Here is a 21299-nt window from a genome sequence, read left to right as displayed (position 1 = left end):
AGCTAACTCTCCACCTTGAGGGATAGAGGGGGATGAAAAGGATTAAAGTTAAGGAACAAATTAAAAATGAATATTTTAGTTTTAGGTAGTGGTGGTCGTGAACATGCTTTAGCATGGAAAATTGCGCAAGATACCAATGTTACTCAAGTTTTTGTTGCGCCAGGTAATGCTGGAACTGCAACAGAAGACAAATGTGTTAATGTTCAACTTGATATTTTAGACAACTCAGCAATCATTGCTTTTGCTAAAGAAAATAATGTTGACCTTATTATTGTTGGTCCAGAAGCACCATTAGTTAATGGTGTGGTAGATGCTGCACGTGAAGCAGGTTTAAAAATTTGGGGACCTACTCAATATGCAGCGCAACTTGAAGGTTCAAAAGCATTTGCTAAGCACTTTTTAAAGCGTCACAACATTCCAACTGCTTTCTATGACGTTTTCACTGAAGTAGATGCAGCGAAAGCTTATGTTGAAAAAAATGGTGCACCAATTGTAATTAAAGCTGATGGTCTTGCTGCTGGTAAAGGTGTAATCGTTGCAATGACCAACGAAGAAGCTTTTGCAGCAATTGATGACATGCTTGCAGGTAACAAATTTGGTGATGCTGGTTCACGCGTTGTGATTGAACAGTTCCTTGCAGGTGAAGAAGCTTCTTTCATTTGTATGATTGATGGTAAAAATATTTTACCAATGGCAACGTCACAAGATCACAAGCGTATTTTTGAAGGCGATCAAGGTCCTAATACCGGCGGTATGGGTGCCTACTCTCCTGCTCCAGTTGTAACTTCTGACATTTTCGAACGCGTTATGACTGAAATCATGCGTCCGACTGTTGATGGTATGGCTGCTGATGGACATGTTTACACTGGTTTCTTATATGCTGGTCTAATGATTGATGAGCAAGGTCAACCACGTGTGATCGAGTTTAACTGTCGTTTTGGCGACCCTGAAACTCAACCGATCATGATGCGTTTAAAGTCATCTCTTGTTGAATTGGTAGAAGCTGGTATTGCTGGTAATTTACCAAAAGAAGCTGAATGGGATGAACGCAAGTCAATCGGTATTGTACTCGCAGCAGAAGGCTATCCTGATAGCGTACGCAAAGGCGATGTAATTTCAGGTATCGGACAATCACCTGAAGATACTAAAATTTTCCATGCGGGCACTTCAACTCGTGAAGATGGTCACATTGTGACTTCTGGTGGTCGAGTTCTTTGTGTAACAGCATTGGGTGACAGCGTTCTTGAAGCTCAAATTAATGCACTAGAAGTATGTGGTCAAGTTAACTTTACGGGTATGCAATATCGTAACGACATTGGCTACCGCGCAATTGCACGCGAAAAAGCTTAAAAAACCTACAAGTTTAAAATGCTAATAAAAAAGCCTCTATATAGAGGCTTTTTTATTACGTATCACGATATAAGAAAATCGTATAAATCTTTAAAATTTTGCTAAAGATATCAACAAATAAAAAGAAGCCCCCTATATCAAGCATACTTTTATTGCTATCATTAGTACATAGTTGTAACTGTCATCAGACACTGCTGTTTTAATAATTTCCATAAAGACTTGCTCTACAAATTATGCCTGTAGAGAGTTTTTTAATATTCTAAATTTATGAATGCTCGTTTGGCTACTGTTGGGGATGAACTGTTTGGGGAAACAGTTTTTGTTTATTAAACAATTACCCTCTGTTATAGCCAAAATATGCAAGCAAATTATGGAACCCCAGAAAAAGATCACAGAGTTTAGACTAGTTGTAATTTCAACTCCTCTCTTTTCATATTGATATAGATCAATCGTTATTGTTCTATATCTTAATCAGGACTTTTTTAAATGAAAAAGCTGATCAGCCTTTTTTTAAGCATGTCAGTAGTATTATTGACAGCATGTAGCAAACAAGAAAATGCTCAACAAGCCGAACAAAACAATGATAGTTCAAAAGAACAAAAGGTAGTAATTGCCTCTACAGGTTCCGATGCTGAAATTTGGCGTTATATTGCATCTTTACCTGAAACCCAAGCTGCTGGACTGAAGTTAGAAGTAAAAAACTTCTCAGACTCCGTTTCAATGGATACAGCAATTGCAAATAAAGAAGTAGATTTGAACGCATTCCAAGCTTATTCTTATCTTACTGCATTTAATAATTCAAACCAAGATAAGATTGCAGCGGTTTCTACCACTTATATTGAGCCAATGGGGATTTATTCAAGTAAATACAAAAAAATTGAAGAACTTCCTGAAGGTGCAATTATTTCAATCCCGGATGATGCTGCCAGCGAATCTCGTGCGCTACTCTTGTTACAAACTGCTGGCTTAATCAAGCTTAAAGCTGACTATAATCCTGTTCAGGGCAGTCCAATTGATGTTATCGAAAATCCTAAAAAGATCAACATCAAACCAATCAAAATGGAAACTGCATTACGTCTTAAAAATGAATTTGATGCAGTTGTATTAAATAATACCATAGCACTCGAGGGAGGTTTAAACGTACTCAAAGATTCTATGTTCTATGAACCTATTGATCAAATCTCAAGACTTAGTGTCAACGTTCTAGCAACTGCTGAATCACGTAAAAATGATCCTGTTCTGCAAAAAGTTGGTAAGCTTTACCACACTCCAGCTGTTAAAAAATACATTGAAGAACACTTTGGTGGAACAAAAGTTGACGTAGACAAACCTACCAGCTATCTCTCAGAAGCTAAATAGTAATATAATAGCCCAAACGTGAAACAGGCAAATTCTCTTTGCCTGTTTTTTCTTTCCAGCATAGTTTCTGAAGATATGATTCAATTTAAAAACATTTCAAAGCACTATCAGCTCAAAAGTCAAACCATACGCGCACTCGACGAAATCAATTTAGAGATTCCAGAGGGCAGTATTTTTGGCATCATTGGCTATAGTGGTGCAGGTAAAAGTACCTTAATCCGCCTGATCAACCTTCTTGAGCGACCAACTGAAGGTCAAATCATTATTAATCAGAAAGATTTCACCGCTTTGGATGCGCGCTCATTACGTCAGGAACGTGCAAGTATTGGAATGATTTTCCAGCACTTCAATCTGCTACAAACCAAGACGGTTGCTGAAAATATTGAAATGCCAATGCGTCTACTGAATTACAATAAGGTAGAACGTGAAAAGCGCTTGAATGAGTTATTGGAATTCATTGATCTTAAGCATAAAAAAGATGCTTATCCAGATGAACTTTCTGGCGGACAAAAGCAACGTGTCGGTATTGCCCGTGCTTTGGCAAATCACCCAAAAATTCTTTTGTGCGATGAGGCAACCTCCGCCCTAGATCCGCAAACAACCAAGTCAGTTTTAGAACTGCTGAAGAAAATTAATCAAGAGCAAAAAATCACGATTGTTATGGTGACCCATGAAATGGATGTCATTGAAACTATTTGTGATCATGTGGCTGTGATGGAAGCAGGTAAAGTCATTGAACAAGGTTCAACGATTGACATCTTTAGTAAACCTCAACATCCAACTACTAAAAACTTCATTCAAACTGTTTTACATCAACAGTTGCCTGTAAATATTTTAAATCAGCTCGAAAACCAGCATCATCATAGTATTTACTGTTTACAGTTTTTAGGGCGTTCTGCTCAAGAACCTGTAATTCAGTCACTGATTAAAAAATTCGATATTAGTTTAAATATTTTATTTGCCAATATGACTGAAATTAATGGCACAGTCATTGGTCAAATGTTTGTGCAACTTTTAGGTGATCCTCAGCTAATTAAGCAGGCTATTGAGTTTTTGGAACAAAATGAAGTAGGTGTAGTTCAATCAGGAGATCAAGTATGAGAGATTTAATCGTACAATGGTTAACTGAACTTACTCAACCTTTCTGGCACAGCTCCCTTTCTATTGATCAATTCGTTACAGCTTTGCAAGAAACCTTTCATATGGTTTTCTTCGCACTTTTGTTTGGTGGTATTTGGGGATTTATTCAGGGAATTATTTTATTAGTTACCCGTCCAGAAGGTATTTTACCTAATAAAGTGATTTATCATTTACTTAATCCAATTGTAAATGCTTTACGCTCCCTTCCTTTTATTATTTTACTTATTGCAGTGATTCCTCTTACTAAGCTATTAGTAGGTACTTCAATTGGTACATGGGCAGCTATTGTTCCATTGACTATTTATGTTGGTCCTTATATGGGACGTCTGATTGAAACTTCATTGCTTGAAGTCAATGAAGGAATTATTGAATCTGCTCAAGCGATGGGTGCTACACCGTGGCAAATTATCTCTCGCTTTATTTTGCCTGAAGCACGCAGTTCACTTATTTTAAACCTTACCACAGCGACAATCAGTCTTATTGGTGCAACCGCCATGGCTGGTGCAGTTGGCGCAGGTGGTATTGGTGATTTAGCGATTTCGTATGGTTATCAACGTTTTGATACCAGCATTGTAATTTTAACAGTCATTATCCTATTGCTATTAGTACAGATTGTACAGACGCTAGGAAACTGGCTCGCTAAACTCCGTTAAGTGACCCATATAAAAAAACCCTCTTCTTAGAGGGCTTTTTTTGTTTTATATAACCCTTTTCTTAAAGACAGTTGGGTGCATGGCTCAATACTATTTTCTGGTATGATCAGACTTAGTCATTATTCATTTACTTTTTGGATTTAGTTTCAGGATAAAAACAATGCGTTATAGAATTCATTTTATTGATGTGCAGAATGCTCTCCAAAACTATATCTGGATTTTAGAAGATACTGAAACCCAAGAAGCTGTAGCAGTCGACCCCACAGAAGCAGAACTGGTCACCCAATTTTGTCAGGATCATCAGTTAAATTTAAAAGAAATATGGCTTACTCATTGGCATAAAGACCATATTGGTGGTGTGGCTGGTTTAACAACTGCTCAAAATATTACTGTCTATGGCCCACGTGATGAGCTCACAAAAATTCCAGGAATTACTCACCCCTTACAACATGATGATCATCTAAAATTTAATGATTTAAAAGTAGAGATTATTGCAACCCCAGGTCATACCTTAGGACACATTGTCTATTTTATTGAAGAGTTAGAAGCTGTATTTTGCGGTGATACCTTATTTGCAATGGGATGTGGTCGATTATTTGAAGGCACAGCCGAACAAATGTATCACTCACTGAGCCGTCTAGCAGCATTACCAACCAACACAAAAGTTTATTGCACACATGAATACACGCTTTCAAATGCCGAATTTGCTTTAACGGTAGAACCGCATAACCATGCTCTATCAGAACGAACTCAAGAAGTCCGTGAACTACGTAAACAAGGTTTAATCACGCTACCAAGTACGATTGAACTTGAATTGGCGACCAATCCCTTTCTACGCGCAGAAAGTGTTGAAGACTTCGCTCACCTGCGTGCTCTTAAAGATAATTTCTAAAATTAAGCTTTCAAAGAAGATACTGTTTCGTTTTAAGAACTGTATCTTTTTGCTTATTACCTCTTGCCTGTAATTATTTTTTACATTTACTGTGTTTTTTATTTGCTCATTATTTTAAAAATAACGTTGAATTTATTTTTTTAAAAACGCTCAACAAAACAGCTCTTAAAATAAAAAGTTATTATTTTTCAGCCACATAAAGTACTTTTGATTTTATAAAAATAAAATCTTTTTTTGCTTTTTTACAAGTTGCAAAATAAAAAAAAGTTTTTCCCCTTTAAAAAATCTAATTAAAACCCTATTAATAAATAAGATGTAATGCCACGGATAGAAGGAGTTCTCACGTGAAAAAGGTTGTTAAAGCTAAAAATTTGATTGCGTTTCGTATTTGGTTAGAAAAGTTAGGGTATTCAGTTAAAAATCTTGCTGACGGGAAAGGTTTTACATTTAGTTTTAAAAAAGAATATGGTTTGGTAACCTGTGAGTTGTCTGGCAATTCATTAGCGATGCAATTAGGTGAAGAGTTTGAGGATCACTTAAAAGCATAATTTTTCACGACTCGATTTTAATTACAGTATTGTCTTTCTTGAAAGATAAGTAATGTTGCAGAACTTTAGAATGGCTTAATTAAAATATATTTTTTAGTTATTAAATAAAAAATCTGTAGCAGGGCTACTCTCCCAAATTGCCCTTAGCTACAGATTTTTTTGTAAGGTTAATCTGCTTTATGGTTCTTTAATGCTTTATCAAGAAGATCTTTATCTAAAGCTTTATCCCAACGTGCCACAACAATTGTTGCACATGCATTACCTACTAAATTTGTTAAAGCACGGCACTCAGACATAAAACGGTCAATACCAAGAATTAAAGCCATACCCGCGACAGGAACAGCTGGTACAACCGATAAAGTTGCAGCTAAAGTAATAAAGCCTGCACCAGTCACTCCTGCTGCACCTTTAGAACTTACCATTGCGACTAAAAGCAATGCTAATTGTTGGCTAATTGATAAATCTACATTACAAGCCTGTGCAATAAACAGAGCTGCCATCGTCATATAGATATTTGTACCATCAAGATTAAATGAATAACCTGTTGGAATAACTAAACCTACAACTGATTTTTCACAACCTGCTTTTTGCATTTTGTCCATTAAAGATGGCAAAGCTGCTTCAGAAGAACTTGTTCCCAAAACCAACCAAAGTTCATCTTTGATATAACGAATTAGATGAATAATTGAGAAACCGTTATAACGAGCTACTGCACCTAAAACAACTAAAATAAATAATACCGCAGTAATATAGAACGTCATGATTAACAGTAATAAATTACCAATTGATTCGATTCCATACGCACCGATCGTGAAAGCCATTGCACCAAAAGCACCAATTGGAGCAAGCTTCATTAACATACCCACCAAGTAGAAAACTGGGCCTGTTAAGTTATTCAAGAAATCGGTAATTGGACGTGCTCGATCACCTAAAGCAGCCAAAGAAATACCAAATAGCACCGCTACAAATAACACCTGCAAAATCTCGCCACCTGCCAGAGGACTGACTAAGGTTTGCGGGATAATATTCATGAAGAAATCGGTAATATTTGTGGCATGCGCCTTTTCAACGTAAGTATTTACTTTGTCGTTGACTAAGGTAGAAGGATCAATGTTAAGACCTTTACCCGGTTGGATAATATTTGCCACAATCATACCAACCACAAGAGCTAAGCTTGAGAAGGTCAGAAAATACAGCATAGCCTTACCAGTCACACGGCCAACTCGGCTCATGTTTGTCATACTGGCAATGCCTGTAACAACAGTTAAAAAGATGACGGGAGCAATAATCATTTTAACGATCTTGATGAATGCATCACCAAGCGGTTTTAAACTTTCGCCAAGTTCTGGGTAGAAATGACCAATTAAAATGCCCAAAATAATTGCAAAAATGACCTGTACATACAAAATTTGGTGAAATTTCTGTTTTTTCTGTACCGTTTCTTGGTCAAGGGTATTGAAATCCATTATCTAAATACCTTTTCGATGGGGATAAAAAAATAAAATATAAAGCAAGCACCACAAGCTGCTTTAACAAGGAAAAGTCATTGTAAAGAATAAAAAACACCCTGTGTTATAAATTTAAAAAATGTCAAATACCAAAATCATGCATTAATTTGTATAGAATACTTTTTATTTTTAGATCTTAAAAACCAAAAAAATGGCCAAATTAATCAATAACTCATTATTTATATTAAAGTTATACATCAAAAACACTAATAAATCCCAGTTTAAGTACTTGTTTATCTTACTCAAGACAACCATTTATTAAATAAATGACTTTACCACAAACATATTAAATATAAATTATGAGAATTTAATTTAAAAATAATAAGAAAAATTGATATATAATTTTTTAACGAGAAAAAATGCCTATTTCTTGTTAAAGATTTAGGCTAATAGTTCGCTATAAATTAATTAAAATTGGGATGAGCCTTAAATAAACGCTCTAATAAAATATGGACATAGTCTAAGCTTAATGTGCGATCAGTGAATAAAATGCGAAATAGCATAGGTGCAATCACAGCTTCAATAATTTCTTGATTTCCTATAGTCTCTTCACGACGATTTTTAGATCTTTCTTGAATAATATCAAGTTGTTGAACAATTAAAGTTTCACACTTTCGAGCATTTGAAGATTCAGTTGCGTATAGCACATCTCGTAGCAATGTTTGCCCTACTTCAGAAGAGTATTCTTCGAAATATTGTTCAACCCATGCTGTGATATCAAGCTGAAATGAGCCTAAATTTTTTGGTTCCATATCAGGTTTCAGTTCATTTAAGGCTACATCTGAAAATAACTGATTGATATCACCCCAACGGCGGTAAATTGTTGAAGGTGTTACTCCTGCTTCATCAGCAATCATGGGTATGGTAATTTGACTTTGCTCCAAATTTTTTTGAAGCTCTTTTACTGCTTGGTGCACCGCAGTTTGAATTCTTTCACTACGACCACCAGGACGTAACCCAGTAACAACTTTTGCCATTAATCAGCTCTACTTAAATAAAAAACAATTAAAATATTATTTGTATATACAAAATACACTAACGCTAATGATTTGCTTTAGTGTGAAAATAATGTATAAAAGCTAAATATTCGCTTTTATGTTATTCATCTTATATGAACAATTCAAGTTCAAAACGGTCTAGATCTATTTTTCGCCTAGATTCACAAGTGGCGTTGACCTTAAACACAATCACTCTCATGACCTTTATGGCCGCATCAAGCTCTCCCACTCCTCTATATCGCCTGTATCAACAAGCATGGCAATTTTCGCCTGTTACCTTAACTTTAATTTTTGCGACTTACGCATTTACCTTACTTGCCTCTTTACTCATTATTGGTTCTTTATCTGATTATATTGGACGTCGGCCTGTCATTATTTCAGCGATTTTTCTTCAAATTATTTCAATGAGCTTTTTCCTTTTTGCCTCAGATGTTTCTATGTTATTTATTGCACGTGGCCTGCAAGGCATAGCGACAGGACTTGCCGTTTCTGCAATTGGAGCCGCAATTTTAGATTTCAGTAAACTTCAAGGTTCTCTAATTAATAGTATTGCTCCAATGGTTGGCATGGCCACTGGCATCTTTCTGACTTGTATTATTTTGCAATTTTCATCACAGCCTTTGCAGCTCGTTTTTGAGCTTTTATTCGTTCTCTTTACATTGCAACTCATTTTAAATTTTTTTAATCCTGAAACTGCACAAAAAAGATCTGGTGCTCTCGCTTCTTTAAAACCCAACATGGCTATTCCTCACCAAGCAAGAAGTGCTCTATTAAGCATTAGCCCCATTAACATCGCGCTTTGGATGGTGAGTGGGTTTTTCTTATCACTTATGCCCTCTTTACTGGCAAAAATTTTTCAGACATCTTCGGCTTGGCTAAACGGCATTATGTTTATGGCGCTCGCCCTTTCAGGTGCAGCAGGCATTTTAACCTTAAGAAAATCTACTAATTTTCGTATTTTGCTCACGGGTACCTTATCCATCATTATTGGGGCAACCATTTTATTTTTAGCGATTAACTTTACCAGTGCCGTGGTTTTATTTATTGGTTCTATTATTACTGGAGTGGGTTTTGGTACAGCTTTTATGGGTGCAATTCGGACAGTCATGCCTCTCGCTTTACCCGAAGAACGCGCAGGTTTGATGGCTGCATTTTTTGTTGAAAGCTATTTGGCTTTTAGTATTCCAGCAATTCTTGCAGGCTATTTTGTGAGTAAAATCGGACTAATGAACAGTGCCAATATTTATATGAGTTTAATTATTGGTCTTGCTCTGATTGCTCTTCTAATGATTTTTAAAAATATTAAAAGCAAATAATGATGTGTTAAAAAAGTCAGCCTCAAATGAAGCTGACTTAAATAATTTAAAACAAATGATACTTAAATAAATAATTTAGCTTCTGATTACTACATTGATGCCTATTGAAATTCGTTAGACTATTTTTAATATTAAAATTCATTCGCAAGATGAGTTTCGATACAAAACAAGTAAAAGGATTTTTAGTTATCATTATAAAATATAAGGAAATTTATTATGAATAATTTCATTTTGACAACTTTTGACTGGGTTCCCGAATTACCACGAGGTTTTGTAAGAGATTTAAGGATAAGATGGGCATTAGAAGAGGCAAAAATGCCCTATCAAATAAATAGCGTATCTTTTTATGAACGAGGAGATGATCATTTTTCTCATCAACCTTTTGGACAAGTTCCTTGGTTAACAGATGGTGATATTTCAATTTTTGAAAGTGGCGCTATCCTATTTTATTTGGGTGAACGTAGCGATGTACTTTTACCTACAAATCCGAAACAGCGTAATGAAGTTATAGAATGGTTATTTGCGGCACTTAATTCAGTAGAAATGGCAAGCCTTCCTTGGGCTTTATTAAAATTTTCTAATGCTCAGGCAGATACTCCCGTCCACAAACAATTTGATGCCTTTCTTCTCTCTCGACTCCAACATATGGAGTCAATTCTTGCTAAGCGAGAATGGCTAGCGCAGTCATTTTCTATTGCTGACATTGTTATGGCTGACGTATTACGATTGGTAAATAGATTTGATGGATTAACAAAGTTTCCCCATTGTCTCACCTATGTTCAGAGAGCGACTACACGCCCTGCTTTTCAAAAAGCGTATGCTGACCAAATGGCTCATTTTGCAGCGGCTGATGCCAAGAGGAATGCTTAAATATGTTATTTATGCATTCTCCATTTATAAGCTAACACTTAAGATTTACTGATCACGCCAAGGTTTTAAAAAACGTTTTACATACTTTTTAAAAGGCCACGTAAACTGTTTTACAAAACTATTTGGGATTTTATAACCTACTGTTCCATACACACTTGCCAAATGTTTAGGCATATAGACAGTTTTAAAAATGACATCATAGAGTGGAATAAAAGCAGCGTAATTTTTATCAATAGCTGGTTTTTCCGAAGAATGATGCCAATGGTGAAATTCTGGCGTTGCGATAATCCAGCGTAAATAGGGAAAACGAAAACGGACATTGGAGTGAATAAAAATAGCGTGAAATGAAATAAAAACTAAATAAGCAAAAACAGCTGAAGTATGAAAACCTAACAGGAAAATCGGTAAAGTCGCAATAAAGCGAGTCATTAGCACTTCAATGACATGCAAACGAGAAGATGCTAACCAATCCATATATTCAGTCGAATGATGAATCGCATGAAAACGCCATAAGAAGTTAACTTCATGCATAGCGCGGTGCAACCAATACACCGTAAAATCGACCACAATTAATAGTTCAATAAATTGCAGCCAAATCGGCTGAGCTTGTACATAAGGCACAATTGGGTTATCAGGTAGATGCGTAATCCAATATTGAATCGGCATGACGGTTAAAAAGCTGAATAATTGAATCCCAACGTGGCTGACCATGAAATACTTCATATCGGTCACCCAACCCACTCTTAATATTTTTTGTTCAGGATTTTTAGCAAAAAAACCTTCAAGCGGAATAAAAACAAATGCCAAAATAAATAGAGTCAGGACAAAATAATCGATACCTGCATAAAACGGTACGCTTGGTAATACGGGCGCTTCAATTACACCGCATCCTAAAACTGCTGCCACAAGTGAAAAACACAGCCCGTAAAAGCCATATCGGTTTTGACGGACAATTGCACTAAATGCACCAAAACCAGCACTAATCACAATGCCAGTGATCAGGCCATAATAAAAAAGATTATAGTGTTTTGCGTAAAGAGGACGGAGTTCTGGGGTCGTTAATACACTGGGAAATAAAAAGCATAATGCACCGAACAGACAAAGTAAGCTGAGTGACATTGAAATAAAGGCACTTATTTTTCCTAAACCTGCGTTAAGTTCTAAATTCTCAAATTTTGCTCTTAATTGATCTGTCATAATTCATATACAGTTCTTATTGTCTATGAGGCGAATGCTATCAAAATTTAATAATAAATTGGAAAGAACTTTAATTTCTCAAATCAAAGCCCTTAATCTGAAAAATTAAATAATAGCCATTTGGGCGAGCCTCTATAAAGCCTAAAGGCCGCCCATGTTAATAAATGATAGTTAAAACACTTTATGGTGTGCCTGGCGGGGTTCCAATAGCATATTTCATTGGAGCTTCATAAGTCGTCTCTGCAACTGGTGAAACGCGCCAAATCGTATTGCCCACATCATCTGCAACTAACACAGCACCTGAGAAATCAATTGCCACACCCACAGGACGACCATACGCTTTGCCTTTATCACTAAGAAAGCCAGTCAAGATATCTTGCGGTGGACCAGAAGGTTGGCCACTTCTAAATGGTACAAAAATGACTTTATAACCACTATGAGGCTTACGGTTCCAAGAACCATGCTGACCGATTAATGCCCCACCTCTAAATTGCGGCATGAGTTCGGCTGCATAAAATGTGAGGCCTAAAGAAGCCGTATGGTTGCCTAATGCATAGTCTGGTTTAATTGCACGAGCAACCATTGCTGGATTTTGTGGTTTTACGCGTACATCAACATGTTGACCATAGTAGCTATAAGGCCAGCCATAAAAAGCTCCATCTTGAACCGATGTCATATAATCGGGTACTAGGTCACTACCAATTTCATCGCGCTCATTAACCACCGTCCAGAGTTTTCCACTTTGAGGTTGCCAAGCCATACCATTTGGATTACGTAGGCCCGTTGCAAATGGGCGTGACTGACCACTTGCGATGTCAAACTCCGTAATTTGTGCTCGGCCTTTTTCTTGATCTAAACCATTTTCAGCAACATTACTGTTAGAACCGACGGTAATGTACAACTTTGTTCCTGCTGGGTTAGCAATCACATTTTTGGTCCAATGGTGGTTTAAAGGGCCACCCGGTAAGTCCAACATTTTGGTTCCACTGGCTGTAATTTGAGTTTCCCCCTCTTGATAAGGAAAACGCACCAGTGCATCTGTATTGGCGATATATAAGTTATTACCGACCAATGCCATACCAAATGGAGAATTTAAGTTTTGAAGAAATACCGTTTTCTGGTCAGCAACGCCATCTCCATTGGTATCACGTAATAAACTAATACGATTGGCACTCGGATGAGATGATCCTGCACGTCTCATCACAAAAGTCATAATTTTACCCTTAATCCCTTTACCGTCTTCGGGTTTAGGTGGGGCATCTGTTTCAGCAACCAAGACATCACCATTGGGTAACACATAAAGCCAACGCGGGTGTTCAAGCCCTTTTGCAAATGCTTTTACCTTCAAACCTTCTGCTGGTGTTGGCATAACACCACTCGGCCAGCCTTCTGCTGGTGCTATATTTACGGTCGGAAATAAACTTGATTTAGGCTCAGGCAATTTTGGTTCAGGCCCATAGCTCTCGGTAATAGGAGATTGAGAGGATGAAGCACATCCAGCTAATGTAATTAAAACCGTAGTGCCGAAAATTGGCAGTAAAAAACGTGTAAGCATGGTTTATCTCCATTTATTTTTTGTCGTCATGGAAATAGCGTAATTTATGTTCGCAATTAAACAAGCAACTTTAATGGAGTCTTTTGTTTATGGCTTGAAAAAAACCTTCTTTATCTTTTGGCGAAATCATCACTGATGCGACTTCTCCATTTTTCATATAATAAATTTTGAGTCGATCTAATGAGAGCGCTGGAGATGAAAGTGGATTATGAGTAGGCTCTATTTGAATAATATCATTAATATTAATTTTCCATCGAAATACCAAGCTCTTAATAATTAATGTGTCGTTTTCTACTACGTAATAAGTGTTAAAAATTGGAAGCCAAATGACAAAAATAATTAAACTATAAATAATGAGATGCGGAAAATTTGAAGCTAAAGAATAATGATGATTTGCTTCATAAATTTTCATAAGGATATTGGCAGTGATAACAATAAATATTAATAAAAGCCACCAATCAATTTTTGATCTAAATTTCAAAAGTTATTCTCCATTCTAAAATTTCATTTATAACGGGTCTTTCTATAATTTTTTTAAGAAAATAATTGAACTAAAAATTAGCTTTAAATGTTAAAGATATAAAATCTCGATCATCTATAGTACTAAACTCATTAGAACCAAAAAAGTTATTATAGGCAATCTCAGTTGTATATTTTTGCTGATAAGTCATAGATAACGCTGCACTTACACTCATTTGCCCTTCTTGAAAGTTTTGACTAAAACCATAAACGTCATGTCGAAAACTAAGACTTGGAGTAATCACTGTAGAAGGTAAAATATCTTGATAAGTTAATGTGCCACGTAATCGGTACCCAAATGACCATTCATTAAAAAATCCATTTTTATTACAAAAACGTTCATTTAAATTGTCTATTTCTGCATTTGTAAGATGGGCTGTACCATACGGCGTACATTTAAATGCTCCTGTCTCTGGATTATAAGCACCTGTTGAAAGCTCACTACGACCAAATGCTCCTGTCCGACCTATTCTATGATTACCAATATCTGCGATATGATTTAAGGCAAACTCTGTAGACCATGTCAGCGAATTCGCGCCCAAAATATTGAATATACTGTCAGTTGCTCCGACCGAAAATTGTGTTACAGGTAAGCGTACATAACCTTGAATATATTGACCTAATTGAACAGTTTCCCCCGGCGGTGCAAATGGTGTGCCTTCCGATAACACTTGAGCATAGACAATGTCGGTACCGTTTAATTGCAAAGGTTGATTGGGCTTGTGTGTTAATTCACTAAAAACTGTTGTTGTGCCAACTTTACCAGCCAGACTTAATCCAAACATTTTGATATTTTCAGGATAAATAGAAAAATAACTTGCGGTATTAAAGTGCTCTGGCCCCCGTGCTGTTACAGCTGTGCCATCAAAGTTTGCATTGCGACTATGATAATTCGCATAGTAAATACCTAACTCAGCATTATTTAAACTTGGTAAAGTCTGTTTTAAAGCAAGACCATATTGGCCATTGTCCTTTGCTTTTCTACTTTCTGCACGTGGAATATAACTACCTAAACGCACTGCCGTATCAGATAATTTATCTCCACCTCCAGCAATCAGAACTGGACCTGCATTTTCGGGCACAAAGTCTGAAATCTCAAAGAAAGTTCCGTTACCATCAACAACTGAAGGTCTAAATTTAAATTGATAGAACCCTTCTATTTTCAAATTTTTATTAATGCTTGTGTCGAATGAAAACATTTCGGTTGGAATGATTCTTTCTTTTGCATCAGCAGCCGGTCGGTTAATTGCAGCAAAATCAAATGCACTCACCGAATTTAAACCGTTTTGGAAAAACTGAGATTTCCCCCAATTTAAAGTCTGTTTGCCTAATTTTAAATTTATGGTTCGTCCATCGTTAAGTTCAAAATCTTTCCATATATAGGCATTCCATAAATCAATTCCTTTGAACTTTGCGAGCCTTGGCCACGCTGAATCATTAAAGGGTTTAAAGTTTCCTTGTCCTTTCTCATAGGCATGGTCATACCAGTATTTAGTACTGATGACCGCACCCTGCTGTTTTCCATTTAGCTTAACTTCTGTTATGCCTCTAATGATCTGTGAAATGGCATCATATTTACTAAAATTCATGCGCCCATCATCACCATTCACATCAATGCTTGAGCCTTGTTTACCAATTTTGTTTGCATCAGGCCGATAAAGTAATGAAACGGATGGATCTTGTGTACTCCAACTAGCACCTAAGCTTAATGTCGTTTTTGTATCGAACTTCCAATCTTTATCAATATCAAAACTAGCTGCATTCGCTTTAGACATAAATAAAATCAGACTTAATGAAATGCCTATTTTTTGAATATATAAAATATGTTGGTTTGTTTGATTTAAATATACGTAATGCCTCATCATATTATCTCCCTATAAATATGATTTTTCTTATTTATTGCTTATTACTCAAAGCCATCCATTGGCTTTTAAATGGTTTATATAAGCAGATGTTTTTTCGTACTACGCAGGTTGTTCCACCTGATCTAACTGTTGAATGAATTGTTCAGCTAAAGGCCAATAGCCAAAGCCTGATGCAGGGTTTAAATGTCCCACTTCACCTAAATTTACGAGTTGGCTACTCCACTTTTTTGCCATTTCACTTACAGCTTCATAGCGAGCTAAATGGTCATTGGTACTTGCAACCAAAATGCTGGGGAAAGGTAGTGTTTGATCTGGTAAAGGACTCCATCCTTCTTGATGAAGTACAGTTGGACTAGGATAATTTTCAGGCCAACTTTTGTTTAAATCAGGAGGAGCAACAAGTAGAGCACCTTGAATTGGTCTTTGATGTTTGGCAGCCCAGTGTATAGTCATCAGAACACCCGCGCTGTGTGCAACCAAAATGACAGGCCCGTTTATTTTTTCGAGTTGTGCTTGTATGGCAGCAACTCTATTTTCACAATTGAGTTTATTGGTTTGTACAGGTGGTACAGAGCGAACCTTCGCTAGCCTTGTCTCTAAAATCGTTTGCCAATGCTCGGGAACGTGGTCGCGTAACCCCGGAATAATTAAAATTGTTGCTCTGGTTTGTATTTTTTCCATTTTGACGCCTGTGAACTTTGCCATCTAGGATGCATAAGAATTTTTATAAAACTCCACTCACAATAAAGGCTCATTTCAGTTAATGGTGTACATAAGGCGTCACGGACTTTTCATTTGACGACACATCTTTTTAAAATTTTTTAAATTCATTAAAATAATTTTTGTAATTACAACTAAGTCAAAACAAGAAGTTTCACATTAAGCGTACTTAACAATTAAGCTCTTAAATAAAAGCTTTTGTAATGTGTATATTTTGGTTATAAGTAAAGATGAGCCATAAGGAATATGGCTGATTAAGAACAAGGAGATAATAAAATGGTACCTCTTGCGCATACGGCCTCTTTAAAAAATTATTTGGCAGTTGCTCAACAATTAGATCTAAACCCCTACCATTTATTATCACGTGTTGGGCTTAGCCAAACTCAATTGAATGATCTTAAACAACGCATTCCTGTAGATAAAGCCATTACCTTGCTTGAAGACTCAGCCCAAATGAGTAGTTGCGATGTTTTCGGTTTACATATGGCAGAGCAACGCGAAATTGCAGATTTTGGTGAAATTAGCCTTTTGTTAAATTATCAGCACACTTTACGAGATGCCTTACAAACGATTGTTCGTTATAGAAACTTACTCAATAACTCACTTGAAATATATATTGAAGAAGTTGATGATACGGTTGTTATTCGAGAAGAAGTTATAACCACAACTTGTGGGTATAGCCGTCAAGCCACAGAACTTGCATTAGGAATCACCCATCGTTTTTGTGCGGCACTCATGATGCAAAAATGGCGGCCGTTAAGTGTACACTTCACTCATAACCCGCCTAGTGATTTAACTTTGCATCGGCGGATTTTTGGCTGTGCGCTCGAGTTCGGTAGTGACTTTAATGGTATTGTTTGTACGGTGGCCGAACTTGATACAACAAACCCTCAAGCAAATTTGGCGATGGCCAACCATGCGCAACGTTATTTAGATATTTTGCAGAATAGCAATGAATCGACCATGATTTTTGATATTCGTAAAAGTATTTATCTTCTTTTGCCAATGGGCCGCGCTACAATTGATCAAGTTGCTCAAACCCATGGTATTCATGTTCGGACCTTGCAGCGTCGATTAGAAGAAGCTCAGACGAGTTTTAGTGATTTAATGAATGAAGTACGCAAAGATCTCGTATTTCGTTATTTAAAAAATCTAAATTATTCACTTGCTCAAGTGTCTGATATTTTAGGTTACTCAATGCCAAGTTCTTTTACGCGTTGGTTCATTAGCCAATTTGGTATGTCACCGAATATGTGGCGTAGTCACAATAAAGCTCTGCTCAATTAATTTCTCTTTATTTGAAGCGAAACGAAGTCATTTAAAATATAAGGAAGCTGGAGAACTATTCCAGAACTTCCTTAAAAATTTAATTTTTTAAAATTAAAACCACAAGCGCATAAGTCCAAGAACCAATACCACTAAAAAGATGCTTTCGCCGATCATTAAAAGAATTGGTTTAATGCCGACAGATGCTAATTCTTTTAACTGAGTTTTCATCCCTAAAGCACTAATTGCGATGACTAAAAACCAGCGTGATAAGTCATTAATTCCATTTTGAACCATCGTTGGCACCCATCCTGTACTGTTAATACCAGCCAGTATTAAAAAGCCAACCGCAAACCAAGGCAGTAATGGCGGTCGTTCCCCAGTTGAATCTGCTCCTTGCATACGGGTAATCATGGCTGCACAAACAATCACTGGAAGCAGCATTGCCACACGCATGAGTTTAACTACAGTCGCCGTATCACCTGTTTGGGTAGACATGCTATAACCAGCGCCGACCACTTGCGCTACATCGTGAATCGTAGCACCAAGAAACACACCAGCAGCTTGTGGCGATAACTCTAGCCACTTCGCGATCATAGGATAGACAATCATTGCAAATGTTGAAAGTGCCGACACGCCAATCACGGTAAACAAAGTCGCTTTTTCTTTTTGCGGATGATTTGGAAAAGCAGCGGATAGCGCCAATGCGGCTGAGGCACCGCAGATTGCCGTTGATCCACCAGTGAGCATGCCAAATAGCTTTTGGAAGCCTAAGATTTTAGCGGCAATAACAGAAACGGCGATTGTGACAATAACTAAAGTGACAACTAACGCAACAGGTTGCCAACCTAGTGCGGTAATTTGCCCTAAAGTAATACGCATGCCGAGTAACGCGATGCCCATTCTGAGCACACTACGTGCAGTAAACTCAATACCTACCTTACATTTACTTTCAGTCGCTAAAAAATTCACGCTCATGCCGAGCAGTAGCGCAAATAGCATAACTGGCGCACCATAGTGCTCTGATAAAAAACAGGCAGCCGCAGCAACGACCGAACTGACCACAAAGCCTGGTGCTAATTCTCTTGTACGCTGGGAAAAATTTTTCAAAACTAAACTACTCATGATTTTCCCCACAACCCATCACAATAAATACCTTGTCCTCGATCACTTCTACGGGATAGGTTGCAACTTTGAGCTGAGAAGAATTAACTAAACAGCCATTTGCTAAATCAAAGCGTAGACCATGGGCACAACACTGAATCACTCGTCCTTCTAGACGTCCACTAAATAGCGATGCGCCCTGATGAGGACAGCTGTCATCAATCGCATAGAACCGAGTCGCAATGTTAAATAGTGCGAGAGTTTTATCTCCAATCTTAAAAAAAGCCCGCTCACCTGAATTGGGAATTTTTTCAAAAGGCACTTCAAATCGGTTGGTCATATCAACTCTCCTTGTGCCAGCATGGCCTCTTGCATCGCTTGATAAAGTGCATCTGCTGATTGCGCTCCCACTAAGGCAGAAGACCGATCAAAAATAAAGTAAGGCACGCCATTACCTCCTGTACTTGCAGAGATAAAATCTTGATGATCTTGAATAAATAAATCTTTGATAAGCTCAGGTGAGAAGCCACAACGTTTCGCAATTTTGTATAAAGTAGTGGTATTTCCGATGTCTAACCCATCATAAAAATATGCAGCAAAGAGTTGTTCTAACAATGCATTGCACTGCTCAGGAGTCCCTATTTTTAAAGCTTTATCAAATATGCGATGAGCTTTGGCCGTATTTGGCATCCGTTTAATCTGTTCAAAATCGATCTTAAGCCCAACTTTATATACAACTTTATTGACCTGTTCTTGTCTCATCCGAACTGCTGTCAAGCTACCTAACCGTTTCAAATAAAACGTTTGAAAAGGTACCCCTTCAATTGCCAAGTCTGGTATGAGCTGAACACCTCGCCAGTGCACGACAACTTTGACTTTGGGGTGAAGCTGATAAAATCTATTTATAGCGATCAGTAACTGACGTTTTCCGATCAAACACCAAGGACAAATAAAGTCAAAAAATACATCAATGTGTAATTGCAGAATCATCATTTGTTATTCATCCCGCATTTTTGTATTTGGTTGCCTGAATGATTTTTAAGCTCAGTTATTCCTTGCTGCTCAAAGTGTGAGATATCTTTGTGATAATGGCGTTTGGCATAAAAAAATACGGCTGCAGCTGCAATACTGACTAATGGCATGAGTTGAAATGCGCTATGTAACCCAATCACATCAGATACTTTGCCAACCACTAAAGGACCAAGCGCTAAACCAAGAAAATTGTTAGCTAAGGTGAGTGTTGCAAATGCAGAACCATGAACTGAGTTATGTGTGAGATTGGCCACCATGGCACTAGATGGCCCATTGGTTCCTAATGCAATAAACATTCCGAGACAAATGAGAAGTAACTGGTTACGTCCCGCAGGCACAGCAAAAGCAATTAATAAAAGAACACAACCGAGCAAGCAGTATGTAATCGCTAAAGTGACCTTGCGATCTGGACAGTTACGGCCCAAATAATCACACAACATCCCGCATAGAATTGTGCCTACTGCACTACATAGCAAAATGACCGCTGCCATCACACCTGCTTTGTCAGTACTCATGCCGTAATAGCGATTGAGATAACTCGGCATCCAGACAATCACTGTGCCACCAACAAATAATTGCAGACCACTACCAATGTAAGTGGCAATGACTGAACGACTTGAATATAAAGTTTTTAAAGGGCTTTTAATGTGCTGAGTTTTACTACGACTTTTATTTTGAGGTGCTGCGTTTATTCTGTTTTCTTTCACTAAAATTGGATATAGAAAAGCCAAAATAAGACCAAATAAAGCAATTCCTCCAAATGCCCAACGCCAACCGAAATGCTGTGCGAGTACACCACCTAAAGCCACACCCAAAAACGAGCCAAATACGCCACCCGCCATAAAAGCACTGGCGAGTGTTGCACGCATTTCTCGTGGAAAAACAGCCACAACCACCGCGATTCCCACGCTGCCATAAGCAGCTTCACCCACACCAACCATAAAACGAGCAATAAACATTTGCTCATAATTTTCAGCCAGTGCACATCCTAGAGTCGCCAAACTCCATAAAACCGCCATAATGGCCAAGCTTTTCACTCGCCCAAAACGGTCTGCCATTAAAGACAACGGCAGAGTCAATAAACCCACCATTAGCGCGACAATGCCACTGAGCAAACCTAGTTGACTGTCACTGAGTAACCACTCACTTTTAAGTAAAGGAAAAACTGCATTTAAGACTTGCCGTGACATGTAATCTGAAATGAGTAAACCAAATGTCAAAGCAAAAACAAGCCACGCATAACGACGAGGTATACTGATTGACGTATCAACATCGCTCATCTGATCTGAATACTGATGTGCATTCATACGACCTCCTTGTATTTTTTATAATTTCTATTTAGCTAGTGCAGCAACGCACTTTTAAAAACAAAGCGAATAAGCTGCACTACATTTAAGGTCTAAATTC

General features: G+C 37.4%; 20 protein-coding genes. 9 read left to right on the top strand and 11 right to left on the bottom strand.

Annotated elements, in window-relative coordinates; all coding sequences use genetic code 11:
• The first annotated feature begins 66 nt into the window (after window positions 1–66).
• From purD to F935_RS03715, 6 genes are all read left to right on the top strand, one after another.
• On the top strand, window positions 67–1350 hold the full coding sequence (purD, locus tag F935_RS03740; protein ID WP_016137680.1) for a phosphoribosylamine--glycine ligase: 1284 nt from the start codon (window positions 67–69) through the stop codon (window positions 1348–1350).
• Window positions 1351–1836: 486 nt separating this feature from the next.
• The gene (locus tag F935_RS03735; protein WP_016137679.1) at window positions 1837–2709 is read left to right on the top strand and encodes a MetQ/NlpA family ABC transporter substrate-binding protein; all 873 of its coding nucleotides are present in this window, start codon (window positions 1837–1839) and stop codon (window positions 2707–2709) included.
• 75 nt (window positions 2710–2784) lie between these two features.
• Complete coding sequence (locus F935_RS03730; protein ID WP_016137678.1) at window positions 2785–3810, top strand: methionine ABC transporter ATP-binding protein; 1026 nt, start codon at window positions 2785–2787, stop codon at window positions 3808–3810.
• Window positions 3807–4502: a methionine ABC transporter permease gene (locus F935_RS03725; protein ID WP_016137677.1), complete on the top strand. Its 696-nt coding sequence runs from the start codon at window positions 3807–3809 to the stop codon at window positions 4500–4502. Before F935_RS03730 ends, F935_RS03725 begins: the two co-directional genes overlap by 4 nt.
• A gap of 160 nt (window positions 4503–4662) precedes the next feature.
• Window positions 4663–5394 carry a hydroxyacylglutathione hydrolase gene (gene gloB / locus F935_RS03720; RefSeq protein ID WP_016137676.1) on the top strand — a complete coding sequence of 244 codons (732 nt, stop codon included), beginning with the start codon at window positions 4663–4665 and terminating at the stop codon, window positions 5392–5394.
• 344 nt (window positions 5395–5738) lie between these two features.
• Window positions 5739–5942, top strand: coding sequence for a hypothetical protein (locus tag F935_RS03715; RefSeq protein ID WP_016137675.1), 204 nt, complete (start codon window positions 5739–5741; stop codon window positions 5940–5942).
• A 167-nt stretch (window positions 5943–6109) separates the two neighbouring features.
• Here F935_RS03715 and F935_RS03710 read toward each other — a convergent pair whose 3' ends face one another.
• Both F935_RS03710 and F935_RS03705 read right to left on the bottom strand, forming a co-directional pair.
• The gene (locus F935_RS03710; RefSeq protein ID WP_016137674.1) at window positions 6110–7408 is read right to left on the bottom strand and encodes a dicarboxylate/amino acid:cation symporter; all 1299 of its coding nucleotides are present in this window, start codon (window positions 7406–7408) and stop codon (window positions 6110–6112) included.
• A gap of 446 nt (window positions 7409–7854) precedes the next feature.
• Complete coding sequence (locus tag F935_RS03705; protein ID WP_016137673.1) at window positions 7855–8427, bottom strand: TetR/AcrR family transcriptional regulator; 573 nt, start codon at window positions 8425–8427, stop codon at window positions 7855–7857.
• 134 nt (window positions 8428–8561) lie between these two features.
• Here F935_RS03705 and F935_RS03700 point away from each other — a divergent pair, with 134 nt between their 5' ends.
• Window positions 8562–9764 carry an MFS transporter gene (locus F935_RS03700; RefSeq protein WP_016137672.1) on the top strand — a complete coding sequence of 401 codons (1203 nt, stop codon included), beginning with the start codon at window positions 8562–8564 and terminating at the stop codon, window positions 9762–9764.
• Between the two features lie 216 nt (window positions 9765–9980).
• Entirely contained in the window at window positions 9981–10634 is a 654-nt protein-coding gene (locus tag F935_RS03695) for a glutathione S-transferase family protein (protein ID WP_016137671.1), read from the top strand.
• Between the two features lie 45 nt (window positions 10635–10679).
• Here the strand turns inward: F935_RS03695 and F935_RS03690 are convergent, their stop codons facing one another.
• The 5 genes from F935_RS03690 to F935_RS03670 all read right to left on the bottom strand — a co-directional run bounded on the left by F935_RS03690 (window position 10680) and on the right by F935_RS03670 (window position 16475).
• A complete protein-coding gene (locus tag F935_RS03690) occupies window positions 10680–11831 on the bottom strand; it encodes a sterol desaturase family protein (protein ID WP_005046275.1) in 1152 nt (383 codons plus the stop codon).
• A gap of 181 nt (window positions 11832–12012) precedes the next feature.
• Window positions 12013–13386 carry a PQQ-dependent sugar dehydrogenase gene (locus F935_RS03685; RefSeq protein WP_016137670.1) on the bottom strand — a complete coding sequence of 458 codons (1374 nt, stop codon included), beginning with the start codon at window positions 13384–13386 and terminating at the stop codon, window positions 12013–12015.
• A 70-nt stretch (window positions 13387–13456) separates the two neighbouring features.
• Window positions 13457–13867 (bottom strand): PH domain-containing protein, encoded by a 411-nt coding sequence (locus F935_RS03680; RefSeq protein ID WP_016137669.1) that lies wholly within the window; start codon window positions 13865–13867, stop codon window positions 13457–13459.
• Window positions 13868–13937: 70 nt separating this feature from the next.
• Window positions 13938–15767, bottom strand: coding sequence for a DUF1302 domain-containing protein (locus F935_RS03675; RefSeq protein ID WP_080645679.1), 1830 nt, complete (start codon window positions 15765–15767; stop codon window positions 13938–13940).
• Window positions 15768–15869: 102 nt separating this feature from the next.
• Complete coding sequence (locus F935_RS03670; protein WP_080645524.1) at window positions 15870–16475, bottom strand: RBBP9/YdeN family alpha/beta hydrolase; 606 nt, start codon at window positions 16473–16475, stop codon at window positions 15870–15872.
• A 291-nt stretch (window positions 16476–16766) separates the two neighbouring features.
• Between F935_RS03670 and F935_RS03665 the strand changes: the two genes are divergently transcribed.
• Window positions 16767–17777: an AraC family transcriptional regulator gene (locus tag F935_RS03665; RefSeq protein WP_016137666.1), complete on the top strand. Its 1011-nt coding sequence runs from the start codon at window positions 16767–16769 to the stop codon at window positions 17775–17777.
• 93 nt (window positions 17778–17870) lie between these two features.
• Here the strand turns inward: F935_RS03665 and F935_RS03660 are convergent, their stop codons facing one another.
• Genes F935_RS03660 through F935_RS03645 form a run of 4 tightly spaced genes read right to left on the bottom strand, consistent with a single transcriptional unit; the run spans window position 17871 to window position 21199 of the window.
• Window positions 17871–18881, bottom strand: coding sequence for a YeiH family protein (locus F935_RS03660; protein WP_016137665.1), 1011 nt, complete (start codon window positions 18879–18881; stop codon window positions 17871–17873).
• The gene (locus F935_RS03655; protein ID WP_080645678.1) at window positions 18874–19182 is read right to left on the bottom strand and encodes a Rieske (2Fe-2S) protein; all 309 of its coding nucleotides are present in this window, start codon (window positions 19180–19182) and stop codon (window positions 18874–18876) included. Before F935_RS03655 ends, F935_RS03660 begins: the two co-directional genes overlap by 8 nt.
• Before the next feature lie 14 nt (window positions 19183–19196).
• Window positions 19197–19853 carry a DsbA family oxidoreductase gene (locus F935_RS03650; RefSeq protein ID WP_016137663.1) on the bottom strand — a complete coding sequence of 219 codons (657 nt, stop codon included), beginning with the start codon at window positions 19851–19853 and terminating at the stop codon, window positions 19197–19199.
• Complete coding sequence (locus F935_RS03645; protein WP_016137662.1) at window positions 19850–21199, bottom strand: MFS transporter; 1350 nt, start codon at window positions 21197–21199, stop codon at window positions 19850–19852. The genes F935_RS03650 and F935_RS03645 overlap by 4 nt, the downstream gene beginning before the upstream one ends.
• Window positions 21200–21299: the final 100 nt, after the last annotated feature.

It is taken from the genome of Acinetobacter calcoaceticus ANC 3811, assembly GCF_000399665.1.
GTDB lineage: Bacteria > Pseudomonadota > Gammaproteobacteria > Pseudomonadales > Moraxellaceae > Acinetobacter > Acinetobacter calcoaceticus_B.
The sequence above is the reverse complement of the archived record's forward strand: the minus strand, read 5'-3'. Positions and strand labels throughout refer to the sequence as shown.

What these genes read in the sequence shown, in the direction of transcription:
- F935_RS03690 (WP_005046275.1), bottom strand. Translation starts at nt 11,831, where the DNA reads ATGACAGATCAATTAAGAGCAAAATTTGAGAATTTAGAACTTAACGCA.
- F935_RS03670 (WP_080645524.1), bottom strand. Translation starts at nt 16,475, where the DNA reads ATGGCAAAGTTCACAGGCGTCAAAATGGAAAAAATACAAACCAGAGCA.
- F935_RS03675 (WP_080645679.1), bottom strand. Translation starts at nt 15,767, where the DNA reads ATGAGGCATTACGTATATTTAAATCAAACAAACCAACATATTTTATAT.
- F935_RS03650 (WP_016137663.1), bottom strand. Translation starts at nt 19,853, where the DNA reads ATGATGATTCTGCAATTACACATTGATGTATTTTTTGACTTTATTTGT.
- F935_RS03735 (WP_016137679.1), top strand. Translation starts at nt 1,837, where the DNA reads ATGAAAAAGCTGATCAGCCTTTTTTTAAGCATGTCAGTAGTATTATTG.
- gloB (WP_016137676.1), top strand. Translation starts at nt 4,663, where the DNA reads ATGCGTTATAGAATTCATTTTATTGATGTGCAGAATGCTCTCCAAAAC.
- F935_RS03660 (WP_016137665.1), bottom strand. Translation starts at nt 18,881, where the DNA reads ATGAGTAGTTTAGTTTTGAAAAATTTTTCCCAGCGTACAAGAGAATTA.
- F935_RS03725 (WP_016137677.1), top strand. Translation starts at nt 3,807, where the DNA reads ATGAGAGATTTAATCGTACAATGGTTAACTGAACTTACTCAACCTTTC.
- F935_RS03685 (WP_016137670.1), bottom strand. Translation starts at nt 13,386, where the DNA reads ATGCTTACACGTTTTTTACTGCCAATTTTCGGCACTACGGTTTTAATT.
- F935_RS03700 (WP_016137672.1), top strand. Translation starts at nt 8,562, where the DNA reads ATGAACAATTCAAGTTCAAAACGGTCTAGATCTATTTTTCGCCTAGAT.
- F935_RS03665 (WP_016137666.1), top strand. Translation starts at nt 16,767, where the DNA reads ATGGTACCTCTTGCGCATACGGCCTCTTTAAAAAATTATTTGGCAGTT.
- F935_RS03730 (WP_016137678.1), top strand. Translation starts at nt 2,785, where the DNA reads ATGATTCAATTTAAAAACATTTCAAAGCACTATCAGCTCAAAAGTCAA.
- F935_RS03710 (WP_016137674.1), bottom strand. Translation starts at nt 7,408, where the DNA reads ATGGATTTCAATACCCTTGACCAAGAAACGGTACAGAAAAAACAGAAA.
- F935_RS03695 (WP_016137671.1), top strand. Translation starts at nt 9,981, where the DNA reads ATGAATAATTTCATTTTGACAACTTTTGACTGGGTTCCCGAATTACCA.
- F935_RS03645 (WP_016137662.1), bottom strand. Translation starts at nt 21,199, where the DNA reads ATGAATGCACATCAGTATTCAGATCAGATGAGCGATGTTGATACGTCA.
- F935_RS03705 (WP_016137673.1), bottom strand. Translation starts at nt 8,427, where the DNA reads ATGGCAAAAGTTGTTACTGGGTTACGTCCTGGTGGTCGTAGTGAAAGA.
- purD (WP_016137680.1), top strand. Translation starts at nt 67, where the DNA reads ATGAATATTTTAGTTTTAGGTAGTGGTGGTCGTGAACATGCTTTAGCA.